This window comes from Microcystis sp. M015S2 (genome assembly GCF_020245945.1).
Taxonomy (GTDB): domain Bacteria; phylum Cyanobacteriota; class Cyanobacteriia; order Cyanobacteriales; family Microcystaceae; genus Microcystis.
In genome coordinates this window covers 1-18,612 of sequence record NZ_JADBTX010000145.1, presented here as the reverse complement: position 1 = coordinate 18,612, position 18,612 = coordinate 1, and the positions used below count along the sequence as shown (strand labels likewise).

Below are 18,612 nucleotides of genomic sequence, written 5' to 3'. Positions count from 1 at the left end.
CAACTATTTTTAAGGGATGTTGATGCTAGGAATTTAATCCTCAAAAATCTGCTCGATCACGCTGTTGTTAGAGGTCACAGTCTAGATATTGTCGGTGTTCTCTTTCTCTTTTTTTTGTCGGATCGCGCGGAAAATTCATCGGGTCGAGCGCCTATTTGCAACTGGATTTATCTGCCTCTATTCTAACAAGTTTCTCTAAACCTTCTCTTAACAGAAATGCGAAGTTCTGTTAACTTTTATTTAAAGAAACCGATTTTGGCCGCCAGCAAGGGAATCCGGTGATTGTTTCTCCTGTGCGACGGTTAACCTCGGAATAGATGGGATAACCTTAGATTAGCACTTAGTATTCTCCCCAACATATATATCTTCCCTTCTTTTAATCTTCCTTTGCGCTCTTTTACATTTCTTAAATATTTTGACAAATCTCGCAATGAATGCTCAAAAAATACCTCGTCTCTGCGGGCTGAAAATTCAGGCAATCACTCCCTATTCCCTGACCTGGGCGCAACAGCGATCGCTGGTGGCGGCGAGAATTGCCGATCCCGACTTACCCGATGTGCTGCTGCTGCTGGAACATACCCCCGTTTACACCCTCGGTACCGGTTCAGATATTAAGTTTATTAAATTTAATCTTGACAAAACTGATAAAGAAGTGTACCGAATCGAGCGAGGAGGCGAAGTCACCTATCACTGTCCGGGGCAGTTAGTGGGCTATCCGATCCTCAATTTGCGCTATTATCAGCAGGATTTACACTGGTATTTGCGACAATTGGAAGAAGTCATCCTGCAAACTATCGCTATTTATGGATTGTCGGGGGAAAGAATCGGGGGCTTGACGGGGGTATGGGTAGAAGGGTATAAAATAGCGGCGATCGGTATTAAAGTTAGTCATTGGATTACCTATCATGGTTTTGCCCTCAATGTTTGTCCAGATTTAAGCGGGTTTGCCGAGATTATTCCCTGTGGGATTGCTAATAAACCCGTGGGCAGTTTACAGCAGTTTCTGCCTAATATTAGTCTTATGCAAGTACAGCAAGATTTATCGAGAGTTTTCGCCTCAGTTTTCGGTGTGGAATTATTTTCTCTTGACAAGGATTAACATGAGCGATCGCAAAGACCCAGAAAAACTCGCCGCGGAAAATAGGGCTGATAACCCCGAAAATAACGGTAAAACCAGTTTATCGGCCCCCGATGCCTCCGAATACGTCTCCTCTTTATCTTCGCGTAATCCTGTGCGTCAGCGCATCCTAGTATTAAAAGATCTTCGACCGGGTAACGCGGGGTTACTACTGGCCCCCCTGATGCTGATGACCATCGGCCTCGTCTTTAGCTGGGACTGGTTAGGCTTTTCTGGGGCGATAGTAGCGATATTAATATCTTTACAGGTGATTTTGCCCTCTATTCGCCAGTGGATCGCCCATTATCTCACCCCCTCTGAACGTCAGACGGTTTTCGCTTTTATAGTTTTTATAGCTGCTCTGGCCGGATTAGGGAAATATTTAGGAGTTTACGAGCGCATATTGCGGTGGTTAGACAGTTTTAAATACGATGAGTTTGGTTCTTGGGCCGAGTGGGTGGGGGCCTTGGGACAGATTATGATCGCCGTGTTAGCTGTCTATGTGGCCTGGGAACAGTACGTTATTTCTAAGGATTTAACCATACAACAAAATCGCATTACCCAACAACAGACGATCGATTCCTATTTTCAAGGGATTTCCGATCTAGCCTTGGATGAGGAGGGATTTTTAGAAGATTGGCCCCAGGAAAGAGCGATCGCAGAAGGTCGTACCGCTTCCATCCTCAGCAGTGTCGATGCCTCTGGAAAAGCGAAAATACTGCGTTTTTTGAGTCAATCGCGACTATTATCACCGATTAAACGCGATCGTTATCTAGGCCGACCGATTCTAGACGGGGAAGGGGGTTACGCGGAGGATCGAGAGTTCGGTACAAGAGTAGTACAATTGGGAGTAATGTTAGCCGGGGCCGACATTTCCGGGCAGGATCTGCGCTGGACGGATTTAAGCGAAGCGAATATGGTGCGGGCCGATTTAAGTTATAGCGATTTGGTGAAAGCAAATTTATCGCGGACAATTCTCTACGAAGCTAATTTAAGAGGGGCAGATATCAAAGGGATGCGTTTATTTTATGGTTCCCTAGAAAATGCTACCCCCCGCAGTCGCAGTGTTCCCCCCAATTATGACAGCGGAGAACACACGGGAGCAGTGGTAGAAAATGTCAATTTTACCGGGGTGAAAAATATGAGCGAGGAACAACGTCACTATTGTTGTCGTTGGTGTGGGGAAAAGTCCCGCGCAACCATTCCGGGGGGATGTGCTGATATTGCCAATCTTTTGGGCCGATAAGAGACCTCCGGTCAAAATCGGTAATGATTTGCTATTGAGGGTATGCTGAAAAAGTTTTTCAGCATACCCTAATTGTAGTTGTGCCGCCTGCACGCAATCCCTTAACTCCTCACTCAATTGATAATTTTCCGCCCCAACGATCCTGGGGGATAAAAGTCCGCTCTAGATTAATTTTGGCCACGGGTTCTGTGAGGGTAAATTCTCCCGATTCGATTAGTGCTTTTAATTCTAAAGCGGCTTCCCGGGCCAAGGAAATACTGGCCAAAGGAGCAACCCTAACACTTTTTCCCTCGATCATAATCCGACCGCTTTTTAGTTTAGCGTAGGTGATTAAACCAAAGGTAGGACGGACTCGCCGGGGAATGGAAAAATCCACCACTGGAGCGACAATTTCCTCATCTTTTACCGCACAATGTCGAACAATTTCCTCGCTTAAAATCGGAATCGGTACTGCTACCCCTAACATTAAAGAAGCCCCATAATTTTTGAAATAACAACCCCGCACCCAGCGAGCATTCATTTGTTTAGCATCCCCAATTAAGGCTAAGGTGGAAGCGGGACCAATAGGAGTGCGATTTTGTAGGCGTTTTTGCAGGGGAAAATGTTGGGTTCCTTCCCAAGCAATATAACCGATTCCTCCTCCCAAAAAAAGGCGCGTACCGATGCCTATAGCCTCTAAATCGGGGTCATTTAACAGGGGAGAAATTGCCCCGGGGTTAGAATAAACTGCATTACCTAATCGCGGCTGTAGTGGTCCTAAATAAGTATATAAAGTCCGCTCTCCCCCATTGACTCCGACGATAAAATTCTGGTAGAGATTGCGAGGATTAAAAAGATAAAATTGATTAATAGTCTCCTTAGAAATAATCGTTTCAAAAGAAGTGCGAGGATAACAATCGGTGGTCTGGCCAACAGCGCGCAATTGAATCGATTTTCCAGCGATTAAATCCTCAATAATATGTCCGCCGCCCCTTTCGGGATTCTCTCCCTCTAAATTCTCATTTTTGGCCACTAGATCACTAATAGCACTGGCTCCTAAGTATAGATCCACCGCCCCAAAACCAGCATAAGCAGGAATCCCATCTAACCAACATTGACGAATTTTGATCGGCGGATCCGTCTGACCTAAATTAATAATTGCCCCCGAAGATTCCATCGGTTCAAAAGTTCCCGTACAAACCACATCTACTTGGGAAAAAACCTCCTTAATTCCCATCTCGCTCACGCGGCTTTTTAATTCCTCTACTGTCCAGACTACAGCCGTTTTTTTAGCGATTTTGTCGTTGATTTCAGCGATTGTTCTCATAATAAAAATTGACCAGATGGTGGTTAGGGAGCTTTTTGCTGTTGTCAGTAAACAGTAATCAGATTTGAGTTTTAAGTGAGTGGTATTAACTGAGCAGTATTAAATGGCCGTAACAGTGCTGTCTTTTCACTGATTACTGATTACTGATGACTGATCACTGTTATAAGATGAAAAAGGGAAAATTTACGATCAAAGCTTTTCTATGACAGTTACACCCGTTCCGGCCTCCTTTAATCCTGTTTCTGGTCTAGTTAACCGTATTCTCGGCATAAAACCGCTTTTTGACATCGCTCGCTATCAGGCGCGCAATATGATGATTAAAAGAGCCGAAAAACTAGGCGTACCTTGGCGGGAAACCGTCAAACAATGGCAACAACGGGATTGGAGTTGGGAACTGCAAGCGGTAGAAAATCCCGATCTCGTCTATCCCGAATACTACGTTTGTTCTTTCCACGCTTACGAAAAGGGCAATTTAGACTGGTTGCCAGCCTTTGAGGTAGAATCTGCCGCCTATGCTGTCCATTCTACCATCTGGCCCGGGGCGGGGATGGACGGCGATCCGCGATTGCGGCGGGAATATCACCGGATATTAAAAGAGCAAATCAAGGCAGAAATTAACGATATTGTCGATTTAGGCTGTAGTGTCGGCATGAGCAGCTTTGCACTGCAAGATACTTATCCTCAAGCGCGGGTAACTGGGTTAGATCTCTCTCCCTACTATTTAGCCGTTGCCCAATACCAAGCTCAACAAAAACAAAAGACGATTCAATGGCAACACGCAGCCGCGGAAAAAACTCAATTACCCAGTCAGTCCTACGATCTGGTATCTTCGTTTTTAATGTTCCACGAACTACCCCAACAGGCTACTAGAGAAATTTTCGCCGAAGCGCGTCGTTTATTGCGATCGGGGGGTTATTTGACGCTGATGGATATGAATCCGCGCTCGGAAATTTATCGAAAAATGCCCCCTTATGTCCTAACCTTACTCAAGAGTACCGAACCCTATCTCGATCAATATTTTACTCTCGATATCGAACAGGCATTAGTTGAAGCGGGGTTTCAAACACCGATCATTACCCCCACCAGTCCCCGACATCGGGCGATTGTTGCGCGGGTTTCCGAATCATAATTTTGAGGTAATCAATGAAGATAATTTTTCGTCAAAGCTGGACAAAGATATTAACTATTGTCCCTCTCTTCCTGTTAATTTTTGCCAGCAAAACCCTCGCCCATCATGCCATGGCAGGGCAAACTCCCGATAATTTTTGGAATGGATTTTTATCGGGTTTAGCTCACCCAGTTATCGGTTTAGATCATTTAGCTTTTGTGGTGGCTAGTGGTTTAATTGCTGTGGGCATGGAACAGGGTTTATTAATTCCGATCGCTTTTGCGATTGCCACTTTAATCGGGACAGGCATTCATTTACAGGGAATAAATTTACTTTTTCCTGAAGGGATTGTTGCCCTTTCTGTGGTGATTTTTGGCGTGGTTTTAACCCTGAAAAAAGGGTTACAAACTCATTCTAATCTCTATACGATCGCTCTGGCAACTCTGGCAATGATTGCGGGAATTTTCCACGGTTATGCCTACGGAGAATCAATTATCGGGGCGCGAGTTGCCGCTTTAGTTGCCTATTTAATCGGTTTTACCGTCATCCAATTAGCGATCGCATCTGGTGCTTTTTTCCTTGGCAGTGTCATTAAGGAAAAATTAGCCAAGCAAGCGACTCTAATTAGTAAGTTAATCGGATTAGCAATTATGGCGATCGGTACAACTTTTTTAGTGGGAATTAAGTAAATTAATCTCGATGGGGCTAATTATTAATCGCTCTCTTGAGGTTATGGTGATCAGCAAATCTGATCGAAGAAAGGGCGTACAATATACGCCCCTACCAAACAATTGAGTTCTCAAAGCAAAAATAAGCCAGATAAATCTAACAATAATTCTAATTCCTATACCCACTATTTTTTTAGACTTCCGAGGGGAAGTAACCAAACAGTTTTTTATAATCAGAGGCCAGATATCCTCGATGAAAAAAACCTAATTCTTCGGCAATTTCATAAACTAATTTTGTCTGATTATTTTGGTTAAGAGATTGATGTAAAGCATTAAGACGAAGCAATTTAAAATAATTGTAAGGAGACATTTGATAGAAGTCTTTAAATATATATTCTAAGGTGCGTTGACTTACTTCTAAGTTTTGACAAATCGCTGGAATAGTCAGATCAGAACGCAGATTTTTTCTCATCATTTCTTCTGCTTTTTTGAGGATAGAGGTGCGTCTGATAGCGTTTTTAGGGGTTTTAATATCTTTGGTTACTGCTAAAGTCAAAAGAAAATCTTTGACAATTTCTTCTTTTAATTTTTGACCGACAAAATTCAATCTTAATGCTTTTCTTTTCCCAGATATTTGTTGACGATCTAAATTAAATAGCATTTGATAAAGTTGATGACAAGATTGTTGGAGATGACGAATTTTTTCCGATGGGCAAATCACAATAGAAGAAGCGGAAGAATTTAAAAACTTTTTCGCTTCTGGTAACTCTAAAGTTTGGCACAATTGTTGCAGATAATTATCATGAACGTAAAGCTGAAAACGATTGGAAAAGGGATGTTGAAAAACGGATATTTCTGATTTAGGGGGGACAATCCCAAGATAGTTATTTTCTAATGGATACAAATTTTGGAAGAAGACAGAATTCACCTGAACAGGAATCGCAAAAACCCACATTTTAGAATGGATTACTCCCACAACATTCGTTAAACAATTACGTTGCGATAATTCTAACATCACTTCATCGATGATGATCCTTGAAAGATACCCTTCAAAATGATCACCACTGAGTTGTAAAGCATCTACGTTGACAAATTCTCGATTCTGAAAATAGCGAGAAAAGTCACAAAAATATTCACTTTTAAAGGTTAATTCCTGAGAATCAATTAAAATATCGGTTTTACTGTCAAAAATAAACATCTATATATAACTATTTGGTTATTGAGTAAAGTTAAGCTTTTTTGCCCATCAATTTAAAAACTTGCGTTTTTTGGATCATCTTAGCATAGAGGACTGAGTAGTATGAGTTACAGCAAAGTTGATTTATTAATTTTGTCCATCAGTGTAATTCCAGTTAAATCTCTCACTTTTTTCCGTTATCGATTACCAAGGAGATTTCGATGACTGAACAATATATGCCACCTGAGGATTGCTCTGGATCTGCGGTAGTGGGTGGAGAAATTCCTCAATTACCTCCCCCGGCATTTTCTGATAACTCAAAATATACCACATTTACCTATACCTATTATCCAGGGGGATTGGAAATTTCCGATAGCTATATTTATTATCCAGGAGGATCAGAAATTTCCGAAGCTGTTGCCAGGGAAATCGCTACGTTCGCCGTTCCCCCGACAAATTATCTAGGGGGATTGGAAATTTCCGATAGCTATATTTATTATCCAGGAGGATCAGAAATTTCCGAAGCTGTTGCCAGGGAAATCGCTACGTTCGCCGTTCCCCCGACAAATTATCCAGGAGGATTGGAAATTTCCGATAGCTATATTTATTATCCAGGAGGATCAGAAATTTCCGAAGCTGTTGCCGGGGAAATCGCTACGTTCGCCGTTCCCCCGACAAATTATCCAGGAGGATTGGAAATTTCCGAAGTTGTTGTTCCTAATATTAGCACTCCTCTCTATGCGATCGAAGCAACTATTGATTTCTCCAAAGCTAAAGGGGACTTACAGGCTGTTCTGATGGCGCACGACGGCTGTTTTGGTGGGCATAGTTTCCACATCTATCAGGGAAAACTATGTTATGTCTATAACTGGTTAGGGCAACAACAGAAGATCACAAGTGATCTTCCTTGTCTTAGTGGCGAGGTGAAACTCAAAGTTGAATTTGCCAAACCAAAGATAATCGCCCCTTCCGATGAAACGTTGGGTGACAGCACAATAGGTAAGATGAAACTGTATATTAATAACATCGAACAAAATGTCGATATTATCAGAACTTTCTCAAATCATACTCCTAACTTCCTAACTTAATATAAACACGAGATTCCTTACGAGTTTCAAGGTGCGAAGCTGCGAAGAATTATCGTTACTATTACCAATGATATTAGTGCGATAAATGATGATAAATTATGATCGATTAAGTACCTATAGCGGTAAGCGCTTGAGTGAGATACAGACCAAGCTTTGCCTAGCATGGTTTATAGCTTGTGACACTGTACCTAATACGACTGCACACCGCTATAAGCAAAATTAATTACACATCTAAGCCGCCGAGATCAACTTGATGATCAGGAATTGCTGGAACATTCAAGAAAACGGGTTTCTTAAAGAAACCCGTTTTCTGGTTTAAGTATCTGGATAGGCTGGAATATTCAGCGTTAATCAAGGAGACCTCTTGATAAACTTGCTAGGCGGGTCTGATGGTAAAAAATTTTATGAGGGTGTAATATTGCCAAATGGAGATATTAAAACTAACTGGCAACTGACTCCTTTTATGAACCTCGCCGTCGTTACCAATTATATTTTTGGTTTCGTCCTCATCGTTTTTGGCATCGATAGTGCGATCGCAGATTGTGTAGAGAGTTTGTAGGGTGGGCAATGCCCACCCTACATTCAAGGTAAAATAGAGCCAAGGAAGTTAGTAGAGAGAGAATGCTATTTTGCCAGCTATGAGCCAAACTTTACCTAAAACTGTTAATTTCGAGGAATTCGTCCTTTGGCTGCCTGAAAATTCTGGAGTGCGTTATGAGCTACACAAGGGAAATATTATTGCAATGGCACAACCCGCAGGAGAACACGAGGAAATCAAAGGATTTTTAACTGTTAAACTCAGTGGAATAATTGATAGACTGGGGCTTCCTTATTTAATTCCTAACCAAGCGATTGTCAGACCTGCTGGTAAAAATTCTGGTTATTTTCCTGATGTATTAGTGCTAAATCGAACCAAGCTCGCTCAGGAAAAATTATGGAAAAAAGAATCAATCCTTAGGGATGGTGCATCTATCCCTCTGATCATTGAAGTTGTATCGACTAACTGGCGTGATGATTACTACTTAAAATTTGCTGATTATGAAGAAATGGGTATTCCTGAATATTGGATTGTCGATTATGCAGCCTTGGGTGGGCGTAATTTTCTCGGCACTCCTAAACAACCGACCATCTCTGTTTGTCGCTTAGTTGAGGAAGAATATCAAATTCGGCAATTTCGAGACAGTGATCGCCTAATTTCCCAGACTTTCACGGAATTAAATCTCACTGTCAATCAGATTTTCTTAAGTCTGTAGTCTGTAGGGTAGGCATTGCCCACCTTACTCTTTTCGCTTTTTTCTTCAGCTTGAGGGGGTGATTTTGCCGCTTAAAATCCGCAATTATTGCCTTTATTTGCTCAATATGATGGGGTTTTAAGCTATTAATCTCAATTTCTTTTATCGCTTTCGTGTTCATGTTCTCAAGGTCGTTACTAAGAAAAGATCGTAAACTAAGACGCATTTTAAATGACAGAAATTTTGGGATCCCTATTTATTTTTTTAGTCTGTCCCATAATCGGGGGATTGCCTCTGATCGATTGGATAAATTATCTAGTAACTGGACGTAAATTATCCCAATTAGGAACCGGTAATATCGGTGTAACTGCCGCCTTTTATCATGGGGGTAAATTGGTGGGAATTTTGGCGGTAATTTCGGAAGCAGCCAAGGGAATTATCGTTATTTTCCTAACCCGTTTCTTTTTTCCCACCGGCTCCACTTGGGAATTATTAGCTTTAATTGCCTTAGTCGTGGGGCGCTATTGGTTAGGAAAAGGTGCGGGAACTACTAATGTTTTCTGGGGATTAATCGTTCACGATTTTGTCGCTGTTTTTCTCACCTCAATCATTAGTGGGATTAGCTTTACTGTCTTTCGAGAAAAATCTACGGGTAGATTGGTAGGATTATTTTTATTAGCTTTAATTCTCACCTTGCGCCGTCCCCACGATTCAGGTTATATTATAACTGCCATTGCTTTAGCCTGTCTATTAGGGGCAATTTTTCAAAAAATAGCCGACGATTTAGACTTACCCGAAGCAAGTGTTAACAATGAATCAAAAACTATGTTTCGTTTTTTTCGTGGAGATCGATCGATCCAAACCCTTGATGACAATCTGACGGCCTTAAAAGTGGGACAAAAAGCCGCCACTTTAGCCTATCTTAAGCGTGCTGGTTATCCCATTCCTAGGGGTTGGGTTTTACCACCGGGGGATGATCCACAACCGTTAATAGAATCTCTTAATCCTGATATTAATCATCCCTTAGTCGTGCGATCTTCCGCTATTGGAGAAGATAGTGAAACCGCTTCATCTGCGGGACAATATACCACAATTCTTAACGTCATCGATCGAGAAAATTTAGCGGCGGCGATTTTAAGTTGCCAAACCTCCTATAATAGTCCTAATGCTGTTAATTATCGACTCGATCAAGGTCAAGAAAACACAGCCATGGCTGTGTTAATTCAAGAACAAATTCGAGGAGTTTTTTCGGGAGTTGCCTTCAGTCGTGATCCGATTAATCCTCTCAGTTTAGATGTAGTTATTGAAGCTTTACCCGGAGATGCCACCAGAGTTGTATCGGGAAGAATCACCCCCGAAAGTTATCGAGTTAATTTAGAAGAAAATATTATCATCGGAGCGGGAGATATTCCCCCAGCTATTATTCAACAGGTAGCTAATCTTTGTCGGCAATTAGAAAACCTTGAACATGGCATTCCCCAAGATATAGAATGGACTCATGACGGACACAAATTATGGTTATTACAGTGCCGTCCTATCACTAATTTACAGCCAATTTGGACAAGAAAAATCGCGGCTGAAGTTATTCCAGGTGTGATTCGTCCTTTACCTTGGTCAATTAATCGTCCTTTAACCTGTGGAGTTTGGGGAGATATTTTCCAGTTAGTTTTAGACAAAAAAGCCCTCGATTTGGACTTCAATGAAACAGCGACTTTACACTATCAAAGAGCCTATTTTAATGCTTCTTTATTAGGCACAATTTTCCGTCGCATGGGATTACCTCCAGAAAGCTTAGAATTCCTGACCAAAGGAGCAAAGTTTACCAAACCACCTTTAACGGCAACTTTGGCTAATTCCCCTGGTTTATTAAAACTTTTAGGACGGGAATTACAGTTAGAAAAAGACTTTAGCCAAGATCAAAAAAACTATTTTATCCCGACGCTCAAAAAAATTAACGCTACTTCCCCAGAAGCTTTATCTTCAGGGGAGATTTTAGAGCAAATTGAAGAAATTTTAACCGTCTTAAAAAAAGCCACCTATTATAGTATTCTTGCCCCTCTTAGCTTCGCTTTGCGTCGCAGTATTTCGCAAGTACCTTTTGAGAGATTGGATAACTCCCAAGCACCAGAAATAGCCTCGATGCGATCGCTATCTGAACTGAGAAAAAATACGCTTGATCGAGATTTTGACTCAGCTTTTTCCCTCTGGTTAGAAACCTACGGTTATTTAAGCGAAGTGGGGACTGATATTTCGATACCGAGATGGCGAGAAAATCCCCAATATCTGCTACAATTATCCTTGGATATTCCCAACAATAATAGCCATAAAAAAGTTAAATCTTCCCATACTGTCCAAAAAAGACTAAATATCAAAAACCAAGTCACTCAAGTGTACTCCCGTCTTTTAGCTCACCTACGCTGGCATTTTCTCGCTTTGGAAACCCTCTGGTTACAGCAGCAAATATTATCAGAGACGGGAGATATATTTTATCTAAATTACTCAGAAGTTACCCAGTTGGTTCAGAATAATAAAATCGCTAATCTTAAGCAGATTATCCGTCAGCGTCGCCAACAATTCCAAGAAAACTCTCAATTAACTGATATTCCCTATATCGTTTATGGACAACCCCCGCAAAGAGAATTTTTAGTTTCAAATTTAACTGCCAAAAAACGCTTACAGGGAATTGCCGCTAGTGGGGGGACAGTGGAAGGACGAGTCAAAATTATGCCAACCCTACAAAATCTAGAAATTGCCCCCAATACTATTCTTGTTATTCCCTATACTGACTCAGGATGGTCCCCTTTATTATCCCGGGCTGTGGGCATTATTGCCGAGGTGGGGGGACAATTATCCCATGGTGCTATTATTGCCAGAGAATACGGAATTCCGGCGGTTATGGATGTGCATAATGCCATGAAATTGTTAAAAGATGGTCAATTAATTCGTCTCGATGGCAGTCAAGGAATTATTGAAATTCTCTAGGCATTAGGGGACAGGGTGTGGGGTGTGGGGTGTAGGGTGTGGGGTTTAGGGTGTGGGGTGTGGGGTGTGGGGTGTGGGGTGTGGGGTGTGGGGAGAATCAATAAAAATAATCTCCTGACTCCTAACTCCTGAATACTGACTCCTAACTCAATGTTGGTCAAAGATAAGCAAAAATTATCTATGAACTCCAAAAACTTGAGAATATTTAAATTAACATTTCGCAATATTTACAAATTCTTAAGAATTAATTGAGAAAGATTTTTATTTAACAACGATGTTATGATGGTTACAGCGATTTTACTGAATTTCATAATGGGGTATTATATGCTTTTTTGGGCAGCAACGGTTGAAACCCTTGCCACACCTAGAAGGTAATCCTAACTAAGACAGGTAAATGAGTCAATTTCACCCACAACGATGATCTTTTTTTTGTGTAGTTTTATTGCAAAAAAAAAGTTTTTTTGACAAAAAGCACAAAGTATGAATTAGGAAGTGGGGTAGTGGGGAAGTGGGTTGATGGGGTAGTGAGGTAGTGAGGTAGTGGGGAAGTGGGGTAGTTCGGAAGTTATCTGCTATTTTCCAATAAAAACCTTCTTTCTGCCCGAACAATTGCCTCTCTAGTGGCTAAAACTGCTTCTGTATCCACCGAAAGAGAAGTCACACCCCAAGCAATCAGATCATCGATAAGTTCGGGATACTGGACGATAGCCATGCCGCAAACGGAACAGGGAATCTGTAAAAGTTTTGCCTGAGTAATAATTTGTTTTAAAGCTGCCCTGACTGCGGGATGACGGGCGTTAAAATATTCTGAGAAATGTTCTCGATCGCTACCTAAAAGTAATTGAGTTAAATCATTAGTACCAATAGCGATCAATTGTACGCCCGCTTGCACATAATCCCTCAATTGAAAGATTACCCCCGGTACTTCCACCATTATCCCCAATTGGAAAGAAGGGACTTGAGTGAGTAAAGCTGATTGTACCCGTTGCCGGCAGAAAATAAATTCCTCAACCCCGCGGACAAAGGGAAGCAGTAAATTAATATTGGTGGCGCTGGTGGTTTGTACCCGTCGTAAAGCTTGCAATTCTAGATCGAATAGAGTCGGATCTAATATATAACCATGGGCTCCCCGACTGTCTTTAGCCGAATGTTGAGCATCAAAAGAACGGTAAAATAAAGGCTTAGGCTGGATACTAAGGGCAAATTGTGCGATTAAATCACTTAGTCTCTCGATTAATGCTTCTTGATGCTCTGGAGTTAACCATTCTTCTAGATTGCGCTGAGAAAGTAACTCTAAAATCATCCATTCTGAGCGCAATAAACCGATCCCATCAATAGGCAGTTCTTGGATTCTGGCAATACTTTCAGTTTGACTGAGATTAACCATCAAACGGGTAGCAATTGCCGTCCCGTCGGTTTCTCTGGGGGGTGCTGGGGGTAAGGAAATCTGTTCCTGAGATGCTAGAGAAATAATTCCCCTCGTACCATCTACTAAAATTATCTCCCCTGAGCGGATAATTTCTGTGGCATTTTTCACCCCGACAATGGCAGGAATGGCTAATTCCCGGGCTAAAATGGCTCCATGGCTAGTTAATCCCCCCTGTTCCGTGATCATTGCTCGAATTTGGCGTAAATGGGGCAGTTTTTTCGGAGGTAAATTAGTAGTAACCAGAATGCAATCCTGAAAATTTGCCTCTGGGGAGTCGAAATTGCTGATAACTTTTGCCACTCCCGATACCAACCCCGGGGATGCCCCTAATCCTCTTAGGGGATAATGGGAGGTAGTAGCGGTGATTTCCTGACTGTGACAGTTAAGAATATAAATTTGACCATCCAGCATCATCAGCCATTCTATGCTGGTTAACGTCGGTTTTTCCGTAAGCAGAGATTGAACCAGTTGACAAAGGCGATCGATGGCGAAATTATCCAAACAGTGGCTTTCCTGTAAACTGGGTGCTAATAATTGTGGCGCAAGCAGATTACTGTCACTATTGAGATAATAAGCGCGGGATTTATTGCCTAATTGCCGACTGCGTAATTGACCGGAGCGATCGATAATATAGGTATCCGGTGCCACTTCTCCATTAACTAAACTGTGTCCTAATCCCCAAACCGCCTGAATTTGCCAGTTATCTTCATTAATCAGCACATTTCCCGCACAATTGGCTGGTAATAACGGTTGTACCAGTAAAGATAATTGAATGTTTTCTAAACCAATTCCCATTTTTCGCCAATAAAATAGACTTCTGGCGGTGAATAACTCCGCCCAAGCTTGTTTTAGGGCATTTTCTAGATTATCTGCTTTAATTCCACTGATGGGGGCAGAAAATAAACCGAGAGTTCGCCGAGCTAGATGAGCAGGTAAGGAAAAGCGCCATACTAGGGTATCCATGGATAATTGTGCCACGGCCGCCCCTAGTTCTTCTAACCAGAGAGGAGGAATTTCTGCTTGTAAAATGGCCCGCCGACTTTCTTTGGCGACTAATTGCAGAGCTTTTGGGTTATCTACGTCTAAATAGAGGGAAGATTGCGGAAAATCAGTCAGAAACGAGTCAGCATTGTTGATAGTTTCCAAAAATTCCGCAAAAATGCGGTTAAAAATGGCAAATCCCCTGATAATTGGGTATCCTCGCTGGTGTAATTCACTGGCAATAAAAGCTTTTTCCCCCACCAGGGGGCGATCAGAAGCACTAATGCGATCGAGCCAGCAGAGAATGGTCACGGGATTTGTTAAGAATGGTGAAAGGATTGTAAAATCATTGTGTGATTTTTGTAACTTTTTAGTTCTATCTGCTAGTTTAACTCAGCGTCACTATCTTGAGGATGATCTGGGAAGTAGGGTGTGGGAATTATGAATTATGAATTATGAATTATGAAGTGGGGAGATAGGGAAGTGGGGAGATAGGGAAGTGAGAAGAATAAATGAAAATAACCTCCTGTCTTTTGCCTCCTGACTACTGACGACTGGCTCCTGATAGCTGATAAGATAGGATTCGGACAATATTCGATCGCTGCGAGAAATTCATGGACACACCTGCGAAAGTTTTGTTAGTGGATGACGAACCGGGGGTTCGTGAATCTGTGCAAGCATATCTACAGTACGGGGATGACTTCGAGGTAAGAACTGCTAGTAATGCTAACGAAGCCTGGGATTTGCTTAATCAAGAAATCCCAGAATTAGTCATCTCCGATATTATGATGCCGCAGGTGGATGGCTATCAGTTTCTCAAGAAATTGCGCGAAGATGCTCGTTTTCAGACAATTCCCGTGGTTTTTCTCACTGCTAGGGGGATGACAAGCGATCGCATTCAGGGTTATAATGCCGGTTGTGATGCTTACTTATCCAAGCCTTTCGATCCCGAAGAATTAGAAGCATTAATCAAGTCTTTAATCGAGCGCCGTCGTCAATCCTTGCAAGCCACCAGCGAAAACGCTAGATTAGAAGAAATTGCCCGAGATATCCGGGAATTAAAACAGCAGGTGGGACAACAGAACACTTTTACTACTACTCCCCCCCCGATTAAAATTGATCTTACCCCCCGGGAACAAAGTGTTTTAGATCTAGTAGCGGAGGGATTGATGAATAAAGAAATTGCCAGTCGTCTAGAAACCAGCGTCAGAAACGTAGAAAAATACGTCAGTCGCTTATTTAGCAAGACTGGTACTAATAGTCGCACGGAATTGGTACGTTTTGCCCTAAAACACGGTTTAACCAGTTAATATAGCAGCTAAGGACAAAGTAGCGGGCAACTCTCTTCTTAGAAATATCCCTTGGGGAAAAGGCAGGTCAAATTTTTCAATAACTGACGATGACAGGCAACTGAATTACCGATGGAAAAACAACTTAAATATATGTCACGGCAAACCGTGCCTTCGAGGATTGCGTTATCCTGTTGAATTTATCCGAGAATTACTTAGTTCTGGCCTGACTATTGCCGACATTTTAGCCCACTACGATGATAGCGAAAAAACTTTCTGTCCTTTGTGTCTCAAGTATCCCCTGGAAATCATCAGTAGTTGGACAAGATTAAAGTTAACCGTCGGGAAAGTCATGGCAAATAGGCAATAATTAAACTTCCTTAACTAACACTCCATTCAGAAAAATTTCGGCAATACCTTCGGCCATTTCTTGTAAAGCGAAGGGGGAAGCATTGCTATCTAAAATAGTTTCACTGGAAAAACCAGCAATTGCGAACATTCCTAGAAAAACCTGCGCCACAATTTTCGGATTCATGGGACGATAGATACCACGATCGATCGCTGTTTGAAAAAAAGCCTCGGCCACATCGGTCATTTTAGCAATTACCTCCGATTGGATTCGCTCTTTTAATTCGGGGTGAAATTGGGCCTCTATAAAACAAACTCGCAATAAATCGCTATTTTCTCGCATTCTCAACACCCTACGCCGCATCACCTGCGCTACCGCTTTATAACTGCCCATTTCGCTCAATTCCGTCAGCAAGTCGGTGAGAATATCCACCCATCCCCTAGTGGCCACTTCAATTAAAATCGCCTTTTTGTTGGGAAAATAACGAAATAAAGTTCCTTCTGCCACATTTGCGCTTCCTGCTAGGTCTTTGGTCGTGGTTCCTTCATAACCCTTGGCGGCAAATAAACGTAAAGCGGCCTGTAGAATACGACTACGGATATCTTCTTCCCCAGAATTCGTCTCATTTAGGGAACGTTGAAAAAGACTTTGCATAATTATTGACAGCTAGAAGGGGATAGAGCCATTGTCATCTATCAAGTCAGGTGTTTACTCAAATGCTTCACAAAATTTTGAGTAATTGGGGAAGTGGGGAAGTGGGGAGATGGGGAAATTTCCACTAATACCCCCAACCCGAATGTCTTTTTTTCTTTTCCCTTGGGATAAGATTGTGATCGATCGAGTTTAGGGAATTTTTATGACGACGGAAAGTTTAGCGACTTCAGAAGCAATAGAGTCAATGACCGATGAATTTCTAGCTAGTACAAGCAGTCACCAAGAAATGATTGAAATGGTTATTTCTACTCTGCAGCAGAATGATACTGCTATGGTACAACACACAGAAAAAGGTTATCTTTGGAAGTTTCAGTATGGTAGCGTTGAGGTGTTTGTGCAGTTAACTGGGGAAAGCGATGATGATTTTTTAACGGTGTGGTCTTCTGTGCTGAAATTACCTGTTCAGGATGAATTGGGATTAACCCGCAAGTTATTAGCGATGAATTGTGCCGAAACCTTTGAATCTCATTTTGCCATTATGAATGATCAGGTGGTGGTGATTTCTCAGCGCACTGTGGCCGATTTGTCTGCGGGGGAGATTTCGCGAGCAATTACTCTCGTGGCGACGGTAGCAGATAATAATGATGAAATGTTACGAGAATCCTTTGGTGGCAGCTAAAATTTGGCGTTATATTCCTCCAATTATCTCATCGGCAGAGCTACAAATGGCGATCGATTCTTGGTTACTAGAGCAACACCGTTGTGGTCATCATCCCCCGACTCTGCGTTTTTATCAATGGTCGCCCCCGGCTATTTCCTTGGGCTATCATCAACGGCAATATCCCGATTTTTGGCGTAATTTGACTTGGCAAGGGCAAAAAATCTCCCTAGTTCGTCGTCCTACCGGTGGACGAGCCGTACTACATCAGGGGGATTTGACTTATATGGTGGTAAATTCGGGGATGAAGGGGAATATTAGGGAAGTTTACCGTCAAATCTGTCAATTTTTAATCACAGGCTGGCAAAATCTCGGTCTGGAATTGTCCTACGGTGTTGCAGGCCGGGGATATATTAATTCTGCTAACTGTTTCGGTACGGCTACCGGTGCGGATCTAGTCGATAATTGGGGGAATAAATTTATTGGTAGCGCCCAACTGCAACGGGGTTGCTATGTTCTCCAACATGGTTCCATGGTGCTAGAGCAAGATAATTCGCTGTTTGAGCGAGTTTTCGGCAGTGCTGCCCCTAAAAAGCTCAATTTAGCCCCAGATTTGACCCTAGAGACAATTATCGCTACCCTGAAAACCGCCGCCGAGGATTGCTTTGATTGTCAATTGCTAGAGCAACCCCTAGAGGATTGGGAATGGCGATCAATTAAAAAAATGAATATAAATACTCATTGACAAAACAACTTTTGTGTGTATAAAAAATCAATTATGAGTCAAGTTGTATAGATTTGTAATTTTTTGCTAATAATGGGTAAAGGTAGATAGAGGCCGCAAGGAACCAAAATCTTACCAAACTCGAAATTATTGTCTAGCTTGTGCTAGTTTAAGAAACGTTAATCTTTTACAGTTTGTGAGGATTAACGAGCGATCGCAGCTAGTTTAGTTAAGCTAATCCAGTCAATCGATCGCGCCATCTTATAAGACAATGGGAGTAATCCCAGACTCAAAAAAGTTAAGAAATCTTGCCCGTGATTTCAGTTAAGCAAGAGGAAAAATACCCATGACCATTGCTGTCGGACGCGCCCCAGAAAGAGGGCTGTTTGATGCTCTCGATGACTGGCTCAAAAGAGACCGTTTCGTCTTCATCGGTTGGTCTGGTTTACTACTCTTCCCCTGCGCCTTCATGGCCCTAGGTGGATGGTTAACCGGCACCACCTTCGTCACCTCCTGGTACACCCACGGGTTAGCCAGTTCCTACCTGGAAGGCGGCAACTTCCTGACTGTAGCCGTCTCCACCCCCGCCGATGCCTTCGGTCAC

16 protein-coding genes and 1 pseudogene are annotated in these 18,612 nt (G+C 42.2%); 13 read left to right on the top strand and 4 right to left on the bottom strand.

The window, feature by feature from the left end; all coding sequences use genetic code 11:
- Positions 1–430: 430 nt before the first annotated feature.
- Both lipB and IM473_RS22365 read left to right on the top strand, forming a co-directional pair.
- The gene (lipB, locus tag IM473_RS22370) at positions 431–1,099 is read left to right on the top strand and encodes a lipoyl(octanoyl) transferase LipB (protein WP_287660498.1); all 669 of its coding nucleotides are present in this window, start codon (positions 431–433) and stop codon (positions 1,097–1,099) included.
- 1 nt (position 1,100) lies between these two features.
- The gene (locus IM473_RS22365) at positions 1,101–2,363 is read left to right on the top strand and encodes a pentapeptide repeat-containing protein (RefSeq protein ID WP_287660488.1); all 1,263 of its coding nucleotides are present in this window, start codon (positions 1,101–1,103) and stop codon (positions 2,361–2,363) included.
- Positions 2,364–2,472: 109 nt separating this feature from the next.
- On the opposite strand, the gene IM473_RS22360 is transcribed toward IM473_RS22365, so the two are convergent.
- Positions 2,473–3,669: a homocysteine biosynthesis protein gene (locus IM473_RS22360; RefSeq protein ID WP_287660487.1), complete on the bottom strand. Its 1,197-nt coding sequence runs from the start codon at positions 3,667–3,669 to the stop codon at positions 2,473–2,475.
- A 202-nt stretch (positions 3,670–3,871) separates the two neighbouring features.
- On the opposite strand from IM473_RS22360, the gene IM473_RS22355 reads away from it, so the two are divergent.
- Positions 3,872–4,798: a methyltransferase domain-containing protein gene (locus IM473_RS22355; protein WP_287660486.1), complete on the top strand. Its 927-nt coding sequence runs from the start codon at positions 3,872–3,874 to the stop codon at positions 4,796–4,798.
- 14 nt (positions 4,799–4,812) lie between these two features.
- Complete coding sequence (locus IM473_RS22350) at positions 4,813–5,466, top strand: HupE/UreJ family protein (RefSeq protein ID WP_287660485.1); 654 nt, start codon at positions 4,813–4,815, stop codon at positions 5,464–5,466.
- A gap of 172 nt (positions 5,467–5,638) precedes the next feature.
- Here the strand turns inward: IM473_RS22350 and IM473_RS22345 are convergent, their stop codons facing one another.
- On the bottom strand, positions 5,639–6,643 hold the full coding sequence (locus tag IM473_RS22345; RefSeq protein ID WP_287660484.1) for a helix-turn-helix domain-containing protein: 1,005 nt from the start codon (positions 6,641–6,643) through the stop codon (positions 5,639–5,641).
- Positions 6,644–6,843: 200 nt separating this feature from the next.
- On the opposite strand from IM473_RS22345, the gene IM473_RS22340 reads away from it, so the two are divergent.
- From IM473_RS22340 to IM473_RS22325, 4 genes are all read left to right on the top strand, one after another.
- Positions 6,844–7,710, top strand: coding sequence for a hypothetical protein (locus tag IM473_RS22340; RefSeq protein WP_287660483.1), 867 nt, complete (start codon positions 6,844–6,846; stop codon positions 7,708–7,710).
- Between the two features lie 418 nt (positions 7,711–8,128).
- Positions 8,129–8,269 carry a hypothetical protein gene (locus tag IM473_RS22335; RefSeq protein ID WP_287660482.1) on the top strand — a complete coding sequence of 47 codons (141 nt, stop codon included), beginning with the start codon at positions 8,129–8,131 and terminating at the stop codon, positions 8,267–8,269.
- Between the two features lie 79 nt (positions 8,270–8,348).
- The gene (locus IM473_RS22330) at positions 8,349–8,963 is read left to right on the top strand and encodes a Uma2 family endonuclease (protein ID WP_287660481.1); all 615 of its coding nucleotides are present in this window, start codon (positions 8,349–8,351) and stop codon (positions 8,961–8,963) included.
- A 210-nt stretch (positions 8,964–9,173) separates the two neighbouring features.
- Positions 9,174–11,924 carry a glycerol-3-phosphate acyltransferase gene (locus IM473_RS22325; protein ID WP_287660480.1) on the top strand — a complete coding sequence of 917 codons (2,751 nt, stop codon included), beginning with the start codon at positions 9,174–9,176 and terminating at the stop codon, positions 11,922–11,924.
- A gap of 565 nt (positions 11,925–12,489) precedes the next feature.
- Here IM473_RS22325 and IM473_RS22320 read toward each other — a convergent pair.
- Complete coding sequence (locus tag IM473_RS22320; RefSeq protein WP_287660479.1) at positions 12,490–14,646, bottom strand: putative PEP-binding protein; 2,157 nt, start codon at positions 14,644–14,646, stop codon at positions 12,490–12,492.
- Between the two features lie 302 nt (positions 14,647–14,948).
- Here IM473_RS22320 and IM473_RS22315 point away from each other — a divergent pair, with 302 nt between their 5' ends.
- Both IM473_RS22315 and IM473_RS22310 read left to right on the top strand, forming a co-directional pair.
- A complete protein-coding gene (locus IM473_RS22315; RefSeq protein ID WP_002795661.1) occupies positions 14,949–15,644 on the top strand; it encodes a response regulator transcription factor in 696 nt (231 codons plus the stop codon).
- A 100-nt stretch (positions 15,645–15,744) separates the two neighbouring features.
- A complete protein-coding gene (locus IM473_RS22310) occupies positions 15,745–15,993 on the top strand; it encodes a DUF433 domain-containing protein (RefSeq protein ID WP_287660497.1) in 249 nt (82 codons plus the stop codon).
- On the opposite strand, the gene IM473_RS22305 is transcribed toward IM473_RS22310, so the two are convergent.
- The gene (locus tag IM473_RS22305) at positions 15,994–16,626 is read right to left on the bottom strand and encodes a TetR/AcrR family transcriptional regulator (protein WP_287660478.1); all 633 of its coding nucleotides are present in this window, start codon (positions 16,624–16,626) and stop codon (positions 15,994–15,996) included. It lies immediately after the preceding gene.
- A 202-nt stretch (positions 16,627–16,828) separates the two neighbouring features.
- Between IM473_RS22305 and IM473_RS22300 the strand changes: the two genes are divergently transcribed.
- The 3 genes and pseudogenes from IM473_RS22300 to IM473_RS22290 all read left to right on the top strand — a co-directional run.
- Complete coding sequence (locus tag IM473_RS22300) at positions 16,829–17,305, top strand: YbjN domain-containing protein (protein WP_287660477.1); 477 nt, start codon at positions 16,829–16,831, stop codon at positions 17,303–17,305.
- The gene (locus IM473_RS22295; protein WP_287660476.1) at positions 17,268–18,029 is read left to right on the top strand and encodes a lipoate--protein ligase family protein; all 762 of its coding nucleotides are present in this window, start codon (positions 17,268–17,270) and stop codon (positions 18,027–18,029) included. Before IM473_RS22300 ends, IM473_RS22295 begins: the two co-directional genes overlap by 38 nt.
- A gap of 325 nt (positions 18,030–18,354) precedes the next feature.
- Positions 18,355–18,612, top strand: a pseudogene (locus IM473_RS22290) (photosystem II D2 protein (photosystem q(a) protein)); the annotation flags it as partial.